The 13,476-nt window shown below is 27.5% G+C and carries 13 protein-coding genes; 5 read left to right on the top strand and 8 right to left on the bottom strand.

Annotated elements, in window-relative coordinates; translation table 11 throughout:
* Window positions 1–70: 70 nt before the first annotated feature.
* The 4 genes from topA (at window position 71) to QIA46_RS04160 (ending at window position 6,525) form a co-directional block, all read left to right on the top strand.
* Complete coding sequence (gene topA / locus QIA46_RS04175; protein ID WP_317268541.1) at window positions 71–2,623, top strand: type I DNA topoisomerase; 2,553 nt, start codon at window positions 71–73, stop codon at window positions 2,621–2,623.
* A 2-nt stretch (window positions 2,624–2,625) separates the two neighbouring features.
* The gene (locus QIA46_RS04170) at window positions 2,626–5,094 is read left to right on the top strand and encodes an ATP-dependent RNA helicase (protein WP_317268540.1); all 2,469 of its coding nucleotides are present in this window, start codon (window positions 2,626–2,628) and stop codon (window positions 5,092–5,094) included.
* Window positions 5,095–5,222: 128 nt separating this feature from the next.
* On the top strand, window positions 5,223–5,750 hold the full coding sequence (locus tag QIA46_RS04165) for a hypothetical protein (protein WP_317268539.1): 528 nt from the start codon (window positions 5,223–5,225) through the stop codon (window positions 5,748–5,750).
* Window positions 5,743–6,525 carry a phosphodiester glycosidase family protein gene (locus tag QIA46_RS04160; RefSeq protein WP_301341940.1) on the top strand — a complete coding sequence of 261 codons (783 nt, stop codon included), beginning with the start codon at window positions 5,743–5,745 and terminating at the stop codon, window positions 6,523–6,525. The genes QIA46_RS04165 and QIA46_RS04160 overlap by 8 nt, the downstream gene beginning before the upstream one ends.
* On the opposite strand, the gene QIA46_RS04155 is transcribed toward QIA46_RS04160, so the two are convergent.
* Window positions 6,518–7,063 carry a hypothetical protein gene (locus QIA46_RS04155; protein WP_317268538.1) on the bottom strand — a complete coding sequence of 182 codons (546 nt, stop codon included), beginning with the start codon at window positions 7,061–7,063 and terminating at the stop codon, window positions 6,518–6,520. The two genes, QIA46_RS04160 and QIA46_RS04155, sit on opposite strands and share 8 nt — an antisense overlap.
* 80 nt (window positions 7,064–7,143) lie before the next feature.
* Here QIA46_RS04155 and QIA46_RS04150 point away from each other — a divergent pair, with 80 nt between their 5' ends.
* The gene (locus tag QIA46_RS04150) at window positions 7,144–7,515 is read left to right on the top strand and encodes a hypothetical protein (RefSeq protein ID WP_317268537.1); all 372 of its coding nucleotides are present in this window, start codon (window positions 7,144–7,146) and stop codon (window positions 7,513–7,515) included.
* 141 nt (window positions 7,516–7,656) lie between these two features.
* On the opposite strand, the gene miaA is transcribed toward QIA46_RS04150, so the two are convergent.
* The 7 genes from miaA to QIA46_RS04115 are packed head-to-tail and all read right to left on the bottom strand — an operon-like array spanning window position 7,657 to window position 13,475.
* The gene (miaA, locus tag QIA46_RS04145; protein ID WP_317268536.1) at window positions 7,657–8,577 is read right to left on the bottom strand and encodes a tRNA (adenosine(37)-N6)-dimethylallyltransferase MiaA; all 921 of its coding nucleotides are present in this window, start codon (window positions 8,575–8,577) and stop codon (window positions 7,657–7,659) included.
* Entirely contained in the window at window positions 8,564–8,764 is a 201-nt protein-coding gene (locus tag QIA46_RS04140; RefSeq protein ID WP_014024027.1) for a DNA-directed RNA polymerase subunit omega, read from the bottom strand. The genes miaA and QIA46_RS04140 overlap by 14 nt, the downstream gene beginning before the upstream one ends.
* Before the next feature lie 35 nt (window positions 8,765–8,799).
* Window positions 8,800–9,342, bottom strand: coding sequence for a (d)CMP kinase (cmk, locus tag QIA46_RS04135; protein WP_317260510.1), 543 nt, complete (start codon window positions 9,340–9,342; stop codon window positions 8,800–8,802).
* On the bottom strand, window positions 9,339–10,205 hold the full coding sequence (locus tag QIA46_RS04130) for a YicC/YloC family endoribonuclease (RefSeq protein WP_317268535.1): 867 nt from the start codon (window positions 10,203–10,205) through the stop codon (window positions 9,339–9,341). The genes cmk and QIA46_RS04130 overlap by 4 nt, the downstream gene beginning before the upstream one ends.
* Window positions 10,206–10,215: 10 nt before the next feature.
* Entirely contained in the window at window positions 10,216–11,622 is a 1,407-nt protein-coding gene (murC, locus tag QIA46_RS04125; RefSeq protein ID WP_317268534.1) for a UDP-N-acetylmuramate--L-alanine ligase, read from the bottom strand.
* Entirely contained in the window at window positions 11,612–12,559 is a 948-nt protein-coding gene (locus QIA46_RS04120) for a hypothetical protein (protein ID WP_317268533.1), read from the bottom strand. Before QIA46_RS04120 ends, murC begins: the two co-directional genes overlap by 11 nt.
* Window positions 12,528–13,475 carry a pseudouridine synthase family protein gene (locus QIA46_RS04115; protein WP_317268532.1) on the bottom strand — a complete coding sequence of 316 codons (948 nt, stop codon included), beginning with the start codon at window positions 13,473–13,475 and terminating at the stop codon, window positions 12,528–12,530. The genes QIA46_RS04120 and QIA46_RS04115 overlap by 32 nt, the downstream gene beginning before the upstream one ends.
* Window position 13,476 lies beyond the last annotated feature (1 nt).

Genomic DNA, 13,476 nt, shown 5'->3' with positions numbered 1-13,476 from the left:
TACTCTCACTTTTTTTAATTCTTAAATTATATTTATATATTATAATACAATATATAAACATAAGGAATTTATGGAAAATAAAAAATTGATAATAGTTGAATCGCCAACAAAAGCCAAGACAATAAAAAAGTTTCTCGATGAATCATTCCTAGTAGAAGCATGCATTGGGCACATAGTAGACCTGCCAAACAATGCAAAAGAAATCCCCAAAGAATATAAAAAATACGAATGGGCAAATATTTCTATAGATTATAACAATGGATTTAATCCAATTTACATTATTCCTAGCAATAAAAAACCAATTGTATCAAAACTAAAAAAATTAGTAAAAACAATAAACGAAATATATCTTGCAACCGACCAAGACAGAGAAGGAGAAACTATAGCATTTCACTTAAAAGAAGTATTAAAAATCAAAAATTATAAACGGATGATATTCCATGAAATCACAGAAACTGCAATAACCGAATCACTAAAAAATACTAGAAATATAGATATGAACCTTGTTAATGCTGGGGAAGCTAGAAGAATATTAGACCGACTATACGGGTATACAATCTCTCCTCTACTTTGGAAAAAAGTAGCCTACGGACTTTCTGCTGGGCGAGTACAATCTGTTGGATTAAAATTATTAATAGAAAAAGAAAAAACTAGAATAAATTTCAAAAAGGCCAATTATTATTCAATTTTACTTCAATGTAAACACGAGAAAAAAGACTTGTTGCTTGAAACAAAATTAGAAGAAATTGACGGCAAAAATATAGCAGAAGGTAAAGACTTTATAAATGAAACTGGAAAACTTAAAAATATCACCAAGACAATAATAATAACCCAAGATTTAATGGTAGAGCTTGAAAAAGAATTAAAAAATGGACAAAAAATTGAATTAATTTCAATAGAAACTAAAAAAATAAAAATACCTCCTCCAAAGCCATTTACTACCTCTACACTTCAACAAGAAATAAATAAGCGCCTTAAAATTGGAACAAAACAAATCATGCAACACGCTCAAAAACTTTACGAACACGGATACATTACTTATATGAGAACAGACTCTCATAATATTGCTAAAATTGCAAAAGATAAAATAACAAAAATAATAAAAAATAAATATGGAAAAGACTATGTAGAAGAAAAAGGCAGAATTTATGAAAAAGAAAAAATGGCTCAAAATGCACATGAGGCAATAAGGCCTTCTGAAATGTTTATTCCAAATGAAACCATAGAAATAGAAAGCAAAACTGCTAAAGAAATTTACAAAATAATATGGGATAGAACCATTATTTCTGGAATGAAAGATGCAATAAAAGAAAATATAAAACTGACTTTTAAGTATAAAAATTTAATTTTCAGATCAAGCTTTACAAAAATAATTTTTGATGGATTTCTTAAACACACTAAAGAAAAAGATGAATGCCTTAACATAAATTTTGACTTAATTAAAAAGGGAGATACATTTTCAATAGTTAAAATGAAACCAAACGAACACGAAACAAAGGCTCCATTTAGATACACAGAGGCGTCTCTTGTGCAAAAAATGGAAAAAGAAGGGATAGGTCGTCCCTCGACCTATTCTACAATTATATCAACACTTTTAGAAAGGGAATATGCCTTCAAACTTAACAACACATTAATGCCAACCATAAAAGGAGCTGCTGTAATAAATCTTCTTGAGAAATATTTTCCAGTACTAATTGAGCTAAATTTCACCTCTAATATGGAAGAAAAATTAGATAAAATAGCAGTAGGAAAACTGGATAAAATAAAATATTTAAGTAAATTTTATAATGGCAAAAAAGGACTAAAAGATACAGTAATGCAACTAGAACCCAAAATTGATTCTTCTGAATTTAGAACCGTTATTGAAAGTCAAGACATAGAAAATAAAAATGATAACAGCATTAATTATACAATAAACATTGGCAAATATGGACCTTATTTGATATTCAAAGGGCATAATTACTCAATTAATACAAAAACTCCATTAGAAAATTTGTACAAAAAAGATGAAATAGAAAAAATAATAAATGAAAAAGAGTTAAAACCTAATATACTCGGGGTTGATCCTTTAACAGGACTTAATGTAATCTTTAAAAATACAATTTATGGAAACATTGTCCAACTTGGAGAAGATACCTATGCCCCTCAAGAATATACAAAAAAAGGAAAACCTAAAAAATTAAAAATAATAAAAGCAAAAAAAGCATCAACTAAAAAAATTGATCCTGAAAACATAACATTAGAACTTGCTTTAAAATTGCTCTCACTGCCAAAACCAATCGGCAAGCATCCTCAAACTAATGAACAAATCATTGCTGCAACCGGTGTTTTTGGGGATTATATTAAAACTGAAAGCGGAAGTATTGCTTGCTCACTAAAAAAAGATTTAAAAGCATATGACATAACACTAGACAAGGCCATCAGCCTACTCAACGAAAGAGCCAATAAAGTGGGCATAATCGTTAAAATAATCACATTTTCTAAAAACAAAATCGGCAATAAAATATATATTTACAAAAAAAACGACAAATTTTATGCTAAAATTAAAAGAAAGAAGATTGATTTACCTGATAACATTAATCTTGATGAAGTAAATGAAAAATATGTATTCAGCTTGTTATAAATATGAATGATTTAAAACTTCCAATTTATAAATACAAAGATGAATTAATTAAAGTACTAAAAAAACATAATGTTTTAATTGTAGAAAGTCCAACAGGTAGTGGAAAAACCACCCAACTGCCAAGAATAATCTATGAAGCGGGTTTTGCAAAATTAGGAAAAATTGGAGTAACTCAACCAAGAAGAATAGCCACAGTATCAATAGCTGAATATATTGCCAAGCATATTGGCGTAAATGTTGGAGAAGAAGTTGGCTATAAGATAAGATTTGAAGAAATTACAAGCCCAAAAACCAAAATCAAATTAATGACTGACGGGGTGCTTCTGCAAGAGCTAAAAAAAGATACACTACTTTATGAATATGATGTAATCATAATAGACGAAGCACACGAAAGAAGTTTAAACATTGATTTTATATTGGGCCTTATTAAAGACATTTCAAGAAAAAGGGATGATTTTAAAATCATAGTTTCATCTGCTACGATAAACACAAAAATATTTTCAAAATATTTCAATAATGCACCGGTTGTTAGTATTGAAACTATCACTTACCCAGTGCAAATAATATACAATCCTCCTCTTTTAAACACATCAAAAGGGATGATATTAAAAATAAAAGAAATTGTCTTAAACGTAATAAAAGAAAAAAAAGCAGGAGATATTCTTATATTTTTATCTGGAGAGAAAGAAATAAAAGAAACTATTAAAGAATTACAAGAATTAAACTCAAAAAAAAAATTAATAATATTTCCTTTATACGGCAGAATGCCTAAAGAAGCTCAAGAGCAAATATTTATGCCTACTCCTAAAAATAAAAGAAAAATAATAGTCTCAACAAACATAGCAGAAACTTCAATCACAGTTGAAAATATTAAAATAGTAATAGATAGTGGAAAAGTTAAAACAAACAAATTCCAAACAAAAACTCATACCTATTCGCTCCAAGAAGTTCCAATTTCAAAATCATCAGCAACTCAAAGAGCTGGTCGAGCAGGAAGACTTTCAAAAGGAACTTGCTACAGACTTTACAAAAGAGAAGATTATCAATTAAGAGAAGATTATCAAAAAGAAGAAATATATAGAACAGATCTATCTGAAGTAGTACTGCGAATGGCAGATATTGGAATTAGAGATTTTACCCACTTTGACTTTATCTCAAAACCATCAACGCATTCGATTCAAACTGCAAGCAAAATATTAAAATCTCTGGATGCTATAAACAATAAAAACGAACTTACAGAAATTGGGAAATATATGATACTATTCCCATTAATACCTGCACATTCAAGAGCATTAGTCGAAGCAATGATAAATTATCCACAAGCGATCTATCAAACCACAATAGGTCTATCATTTTTATCCACAAGTGGAATTTTCCTATTACCCCAAAATGAAGAGATGGAAGCCAGACAAGCTCACTTAAAATATAAAAATCCAATGGGAGATTTAATTGGGTTTGTTAATATCTTTGAAGATTTTAAAAAAGCTCTAAATAAAGAAGCTTTCACAAAGGAAAATTATTTAGATCTACAGGGACTTGAAGAGATAGCAAACGTACAAATGCAACTTGAAAACATTATTAGCAAATTAAATATACCAATAATACAAAAAGGTGTTTTTGACAACGAAGGATATTTAAAATCAATAATGAAAGGAATGAGGGATTATATTTGTTTTAAAACTTCAAAAAAGAAATATAAAACCATCAGAGCTCAAAACGTAATAATTCATCCAGGATCACTTATTAGCACCGATTCTGTGAAATATTTCGTTGCAGGGGAAATTATAGAAACTACAAAAATGTATGCAAGATCTATTGGCGTCTTAAAAAAAGAATGGGTTGACGATATTATAAATGAAGAGTTTAAAAATAAAGACATATCTGATAAAAAGAAACAAATAACAAATACCGAGCAGACAAAAATTCTCAATGAAATCAAAATAGGGAAAAAAATTTTCAAAGCGGAATACAAAAATAACATTTACGTAATAAAAATTAACCTAGAATCGCTAAAAGAAATGATTTTTAAAAACGAACCAAACAATCAAAATAATGAAGATTTGAAAAAAATTAAAATACAATTGATGCATAAAAATATAACGGTTTTTAACAACAAAAAATTTTTAGAAACTATAGAAATAGTTAAAAACATGGGAAAAGATTGGCATTATATAAAAAAATATGAAACAAACAATGTAAACATTAATGAACTTGAAAAAATGAAAAATCTTTTAGAATGTACAATGCAATTTACAAGCTCTCCCCCTAAAAAAAATGCACTTTTTTTATCATTGGAAACAGATTATTCTGGAAATTTCAGACTAAAACCCAAACAAAATTTCATAATGGCAATAGAAGAATCTATGGAAAGCATCAAAAGCCTTATAGAAAACAAAGAATACATACAAAAGTTACATTTTATAAAGAAATTAATAAATAAGGTTTACAAAAAATTAAATTACTTTTTTTAAAAAACTAAACTTTGAAAGCCTTTTTATAAAGAAAAGATAATAATCAAACATTCTTCAATGTTGGATTCAATGCTTATAATAATTTCAAATTATTTTCATTATTCTTAAAACAAAGTTTATAATAAATTATGAACTGGCTATCATTTTTTTTTGTTTTATTATTTTTAGCAATTTCTCCAGCAATTTCTCCTTTTGAATTAAAAAGTAATAATAAAGAAAATATAGAAAATTTAATAAAGCTACATATGCTTTATGATTTAACTAATAACCTGCCAAAAGAATTAGAAACAATAAATAAAATTAAAAATTTTGACTTAGAACAATATTATCTGCTAATTACAAAATACTATCTAAAAATAAAAAAATATAAAGAAGCTAATAATTTTTTAAACAAAATAAACCAAAAAAAAATCAAAAATCAAAAAATAAAAAACGAAATCATTTCGCTAAAATTAAGAATAAATGAAGATAATATTAATGAAGAAGAAATTAAAAAAATATTAAATAAAGAAAAAAATATAGATGTCAAAATAATTTATCAAATATTTAGTCTTATAAAATTCAAAAACGAAAAATTAGCAACTAAAATTAAAAACCTCATACTAACAAACTATCCCAAAAGTATTTATTCTTATAAAATAAAAAGAAATGAATAAAAAAATATTAACACTACTAGTATTGATTTTAAGTATTTTCTCGGGGCTAATGCTGTCCAAATCAAGCAATAAACAAGCCAAATACAAAATTATTAGAGATTATTTCATAAACAGTAATTATGTTCTAGTGAAAATTGAAAATAAAGATCTAAAATTCACCATATCAAAACCTATTTACGACAAAAAGATAAACAATTACTACTTTAAAGGCCAAACAACAAGCCATTTCTTAATTTCCAACAATGTTGACATTGCAATTAACACAAGTCCATATGAAGTTAAACAAAACATGTTTTTCCCAAAAGGACTATATATATATAATAAAAAAATGATTTCAAAACAAATAAATAACTACGGAGAGATTGTAATAAAACACAATAAAATCATATTAAATCCCAAAGAAGATGAAATAGAAAACTGCGATTATGGATTTAGTGGATTTTTTGTTTTAATCAAAAACGGAAAGTATAAAAAAAATTTCAAAGAAACAAAGCACCCAAGAACAATAATAGGAACTGATAAAAATAATAAGTATTTATTTCTTGCTACAATAGAAGGAAGGGGTGTCAATAATAGCAAAGGGGCCTCTCTTAATGAAGCCATTGATTTTGCATTAAGCTATGGCATGACTAACGCCATTAATCTAGATGGAGGGGGCTCAAGCACTCTTGTTGTAAAATCAAATAATGCTCCTTACAAATTAAATTTCACTGCAAACATCTTTGGACAGGAAAGATCTGTCCCATTTCATTTAGGAATAAAACTTCCTAATTGAAAAATTTCCAACCGATATTAAATCCAAGCATAATCTCAGTTGTTAACCCAGAAAAATTTTTATTATTAGAAAATGGAGATATAGAAAGCATAAACAAAGGCCTAATGTATAAACCCTCAAGATCGGGAATAAAAAGATCAGCAGCAAGCCCCATGCTTAAAAAAAAGAGATTAAAATTAGTAGAGCTCAAATTAAAAGCGTATTTAAACCCAATCAATGGGAAAAGCATTCTAACCTGTTCTTTGAAAACCATCGGATATGTTCCATAAAGCCCAAGTGAGAAATATCTACCATTGTGAGTATCAACAAAAGCCTCTTTGTAAGACATTTCAAAAAGTGCATAATTTGCATCAAAAAATAAATTCAAATTAATCCCATGATCTGCTCTAGTAAAATTTGAAGCAAATTTAGTGGCGCCTGTTTTATCAGTATAATTAGTAAATTGATAAGAAACCCCTCCACCAAAAGAAAGTGGATAAGAAAAAATTAAATTATTAGAAGAGATGAGAAATAAAATAAAAAAAAGATATTTCTTCATTAACAATCCTTAAAAATTCTAAAAAATACTATATTATTATAGTAACACACTAAAATAGTATATAAAAAATCAAGGAAATTATGAATACAAAAACATTATATTTAATATCCATAATTCTTTTAGCCTGCAATAGCAATAACAAAATTCCTCTCATTCAAAAATTAAATTTGCCCAAAAGTAGCATTCTGGGCTTTAGCAATAAAATGGGCATAATAATAAAAGATTATGCTTTTCTTAGTAAAAGCACTAAGAAAAATAGCGAATTGGATTATGATTACGCAGCTCTACTCAGAAAAGATGAAGTCGTAAAAATTGAAAAAACACTAGAAAAAACAGAACGCTATGGAATTGAAGGAAATTGGATCCTAGTCAATTACAAGGGAACTAAACTATACATCTTTAGCAAAGACATAAATATAGTCAACAATATAATAATTGAACATTCTAAATAGTTCCACTACATAACCGGACAAAAGTCCGATCTATGTAATAAATTATTTATTTTTTTTCTTATGTCTATTCTTTCTTCTTTTCTTCTTCCTTTTATGGGTAGAAATTTTTTTTAATTTTCTTTTTCTTCCGCAAGGCACTCCCTAAATCTCCTTATCAATTTTAAAAATTAAATTCAAAATGTTATCTAAATCATCCTCTGGATGAAGCCATAAAACATCAGAAATTTTGGCAAAAAAGGTCATTTGCCTTTTTGCATATAAAAACGAATTTTTGTTTATCAAACTTATTATATCATTTAAATCGTACCAAGGTCTACTTTTCCATAACAAAAACTCATTATAGCCTATCCCTTTAAAAGCTGGAGTATTTTCATTGTAGCCCTTACTAAACAAACCCTTAATCTCGGAAAGCAGTCCACCATTGAGCATTTCATTAATTCTTGTTGATATTCTAGTCTTTAAATCTTCAAAAGATCTCTTAAGACCTATAATCACAATATTTTTAAACTCGCCATTTTGTTTTTTTTGAAATTGGCTAATAGGAATTCCTGTTTGATAGTAAACCTCAAGCGATCTTTTAATGCGATAAATATCATTCTTATTTAAGATATTAAACCTAATGGGATCTACATTCTTCAACTCTTTTAAAAGATAAGATTTACCCTTAAGAGCTAAAAGATTGTTTACATAAATTCTTACTTCAGAAGTAACCAAAGGTGTTAAAGGAAATCCGTCCTTTAAATGCTTAAAATAAAAAGCGGTACCCCCTACAAATATGGGAATTTTTTTTTTCTGTCTTATTTCTTTTACTATTTTTAAAGCCTGTTCGTAAAAAATTCCAATAGTATACTCCTTTTGAGGATCTAAAAAATCTACTAAATGGTGCTTTATATGTTTCATTAAATTTTTACTTGGCTTTGAAGAGGCTATATCAAACTCTTTATACACCTGAATAGAGTCAACATTAATAATTTCTGCTCTATTTTTTGGAAAATGAAACAAAATATTGCTTTTGCCCACAGCTGTAGGGCCAAAAATAAAAACTATTCTATCTTCCTTCAATTGAATAGCTAAATTTACCAGTCAAAACGTCATTAAAAGCTTGCCCTAATATTTTATCATCAAAAGTAGCATGTTCTGCTAAAGAAATATTGTCTATGATTTGCTCTGTGCGCATTATAGTTGCAACAACAAGTTCATAAAAATTTCCATCAAAATCTTGTATTTTTTTTAAAGGCACTTTAGTCATTTAATCTCCTTATAAAATAAACATATCAAATAAGTTTAGCTAATTTTTTTCAAGTTTCTTTTATCAATTTCATCTCTAATTAATTCAAAAGCTTCATTTGGATTAATATTTGTAACATCAATCACCAAATCGGTCTCTGAAGAATAATCATCAATATCTATATTGTAAATAGCTAAATATCTTTTCTTATCATTTTCATCTCTACTAAAAGTAGTGCTTAAAACATCAGAATACATACCCCCCTCTCTAGTCATTATTCTTTCAGCTCTAACCTCCATTTTAGCATAAAGATATATTTTTAAATCAGCACTCTTAGAAATCCAAATAGCAAGACGAGAAGCAAGCACTGTATTATTTTTTTTAGAAAGCGCGGACAATCTATTGTCAAGATACCTATCCCAATAATAATCATCTCTTCCTATTATCTCTTTTTCATAAAACTCTGAAAAAGGGATATTATGCTCTCTTGCAATATCATGAAAAGTATAATTAATAAACTCAAGACCGTAATGTTTGGCAATCATACCGCTTACAGTAGTATTACCACAACCACTCTTACCAGAAAGTGCTATTTTCATTCAACATTCCTTATTTGCTCTTTTATTTTTTCTAAATTTAACTTCATATTCAAAATCAAATTCTTAATATCAAGATCAACTGCCTTATTACTCATAGTTGTTATTTCTCTGTGCATTTCTTGAGAAATAAATTCAAGAACTTTGCCGCATATCTCATATTCAAGATTTTTATAAAAAGCTTCTATATGAGAATCTAAACGAATAATCTCTTCATTAATGTCTAAACGAATTGCCATTTTAGCGGCCTCTTCTGCAATACTCATATCTCTAAATTCATCCATTAATTTAGAGATATTTTCTTTAATGCTTGCAAATAATCTGACATTTATATCGCTGCAAGCATCTTTAACAATTTTAAGGTCTCGCTCTATTAGCGCAAGAGTTGACACAATATCCGATTTAGTATTTTCTCCTTCAAAACTTCTTCCATTATTATAATGGAATAAGGTTTCCTCTAGAACACCTTTAAACAACCCATAAATCTCTTCTTGGTGTTCACTATCCTCATCAATTATCAAAGCCCCCTTTAATGATAAAAAATCACCTAAACTTAGTTCGTTTTTAATATTAAGATTGGTATGCGCCAAAGAATCTCTAAGTCTAGAAATAGCCTCAATATAATTAGGATTAACTGTAAAATTCACACGTGGAACCAATTCTTTATATCCTACATTTAAAAAAACATTACCTCTACTAATATATTTTGAAATCAAATTTCTTATATCAAGATCATAGCCGGAAAAAATTTCTGGTAACCTAAATTTAAATTCTAAAAACTTTCCATTATAAGATTTCAAATTAACACTAAACATATAGTTACCAATTATCTTTTCCAAATAAAAAAAGCCCGTCATACTTTTCACTATAATACCCTTACAAAAAGTCGTGTAAAATAAAATTATTTCCAGCACCCATTGTAATAAACAAGTCTCCCGATATTAATAAATTTTTTATAAAGTCAACAGAGTCTTTAACATCTTTAAAAAAATAAGTATTTTTATTTATTTTTTTAATATTTAAAAACAATTTAACAGAAAGTTCATCTGGATTAAAATTCTCCCTATTTGAAAGATATATATTATGCAAAATTAATATATCAGCGGCACTTAGAACTTCAACAAAATCGGCAAAAAATTCTTTTGTTCTTGTAAATGTATGGGGCATAAAATCCAAAATTATACGTTTGTTCTTATAAAAATTTTTAATACCAAAAAGTGTATTTTTAATTTCCCTGGGATGGTGAGCATAATCGTCCATGTAAATCACTCCATTTTTCTCTTTAACAACTTCAACCCTTCTTTTTATACCACAATAATTTCTTGCAACTCTTTTTACTGCTTCTTCAAAATCAAAAATTGACTTTCCATTATTTTCTAAAAAAAGATTTAAAGCCAAAAGAGCTGCTGAAAAATTTAATACATTATGAAATAAAACAGTCTTAAGCTCAACGTTCAACAAACCCAAAAAAGAAAAACAAAAATATTCACTCTTAACTGCAATATTACTTATTTGAAAATCAGACAAATCTTTAGATCCAAAGCTAAAAATATTTATATCTTTTCTGTTAATTTGTCTTTTAATTTTAAGCAAATTATTATCATCTGAATTAATTATTAATATCCCATTTTTCTTCAAATTATTAATATACTGTAAAAAAGCGTCTTCAAGAGCCTCATAATTTTTAAAAAAATCAACATGCTCATAGTCAATATTGGTTAAAATAAGCATATTGGGGCTAAAATTCAAAAAATGTTTTTTATACTCACAAGTCTCAACAATAAAAATATTACTAATACCTGATATTGAAGAATTATCTTTAAAATCTTTAACACTTGACCCCACAATAACATTAGGATTTAGTCCTAATTTATTAAAAAGAACACCTAAAAACGCCGTAGTGGTCGTTTTACCATGAGAACCTGCAATTCCAATGCTATAGTACTTTCTAGAAAGCTCGCCAAGAGCCTCAGAATAAGATAAAATAGGTATATTTAATTCTTTTGCCTCAAGTAAAACTTGCAAACTATCCTTATCGTAGGCTGAAGAATATACTATTAAATCAAAAGACCTATCAAGCCCTTTTAATGAAAACTCATAAATATTCTCATAATAAAATATTTTATTATTCTTTAAAATTTCATCAGTATAAAACGTATCAGAGACATCTACCCCTTCTACATAATACCCTTTCGAATTTAAAAAACAAGCCAGAGAACAAACCCCAGCACCCTTAATCCCTACAAAAAAAATATTATTCAAATTATCAAAATCAACCTTCATAACTCTCTTCTAAATAATCTTTTTTGTCATAAAATTTATGTATAACTATATCAATAGATAATATATTAATTATTGTATACTTAAGTACGTTCGTAATAATATAAGTTCTAAGCATTTCTGTATTATTAAGTAAGTTATTTCCAAGAGGAATATTTAAAAAAAGCTTAAAAAGATAATTGTTGCCATCTTTTTTGATTTTAAGATCATAAACAATATAATTTCTATCATACTCAGAAACACAATGTTCAATAATTTGCCTTACAGCTCTCTTAGAAATAGACAAAACCCCTTCTTCATAAAAATGGGGCTTTACAACAGATCGAATATAATTTTTCTTCCTAGCAAAGAACCACCCACTTTTAAAAAAAACTTTAATTGAATTTAATAGCAAATTGGGTCTAATAGACGTTATTTCAAAAGCCGCTGCTGGTACAACATGCTCCCCCATTTGCCTTGAAATTCTTGCTTTTTCTATTTCCTGTCTGGTTGAAACATCTGTTATGTAAATAATCTTAAAAACATTTGGTAACAAAAGTCTTGAAATTATTTTATCTATCATTTTAAGACTTGTTCCTAATATTAATATTTTATTAAATTCTTCTCTTGCAAGTACTTCAAGCATTTCTCTGCAATGATCATCATCTTCAAATACAGATCGCCTTACTGCTCTAAAAACATTATTTTCAAACTTAGCAGAACTTCCAGCAATAATTTTCATATTTTTAATTAACACCCCATCATCAATGATTAAAGGTATTGAATATTTATCTGCTACCAAATGCGATCTAAAGCTCTTGCCAGTTCCAGCAGATCCTACTAATGCATACACCTTAATTCTAACAAATTTATGCTTAATGCTAGTTGCTAAGTTTTTAACCTTACTTAATATTTTTTTTAAAAAAAAATCACTTGAAAAATTCTGAAAATTCATAGACATCAAAAATATCTTTTACTTGTTTTAAAAATTCTAAACTAGGCTTAGAGTAAAATTCATTCTTTTTAAAGAATGTTCCATTAAATTTTACCAAAAAAGCATGTAAAAAGTAATCGCTTTTTTTGAATTTATCATAGTATTTCTTGTCATTAATTAAAGGATGCTTGTTAAAGGAACACTGAGACCTTATTTGATGAGTAAAGCCTGTTTCAATAACAATCTCGGCAAGAGTAGCTCTTTTGGAAGATAATATTGGACTAACCTTTGTAATTGCATTAATATCCCCTTTACCCTTTAAAACAAAAGTTTTTTTCAACCTTTTATTTCTAAACAAATGATTTTTATAAACAACAGTTGACTTAACCTCACCTAAAAGTATTGCAAAATATTTTTTAATTATAGATCCGCTACTAAATGCCTCACTTAGCTTTCTTGCTGTATTTATATTTTTTGCGAAAATAACAATACCAGAAGTATTCCTGTCAAGCCTATGAACTGCAGAAGGCTTAAAGCTTAGAGATCTTAAATTTTGACTTAAAAGATAAGCATTCACTAAAAAATCAAGAGAATTTTTATCTCCATGAACTAAAATGCCTCTTTGCTTATCCAAAACAAGTAAATCGCTGTCTTCATAAATTATTCTTTTTCGAATACATTCAAAATCAATATTGCTTTTAAAGGATTCATCCACAATTAAATTCAAACTTTGGGCTAAAGATTTATATAAATAAATTTTATCACCCTTGCAAACTCTGCATGAAAAATGTGATTTTAGGCCATTCAACCTAATATCACCCTTTCTAATATGTTTTATTATCCGTGCTTTAGAAAAATTCAAAATTTTAATCAAAATTGAATCTAGTCGCTTGCCATTATCATTAGCAAGTACTTCTAACAAAATATACTTATCCAAATGCAAA

The sequence above is a fragment of the Borreliella carolinensis genome, assembly GCF_032595855.2.
Taxonomy (GTDB): Bacteria; Spirochaetota; Spirochaetia; order Borreliales; family Borreliaceae; genus Borreliella; species Borreliella carolinensis.
The sequence above is the reverse complement of the archived record's forward strand: the minus strand, read 5'-3'. Positions and strand labels throughout refer to the sequence as shown.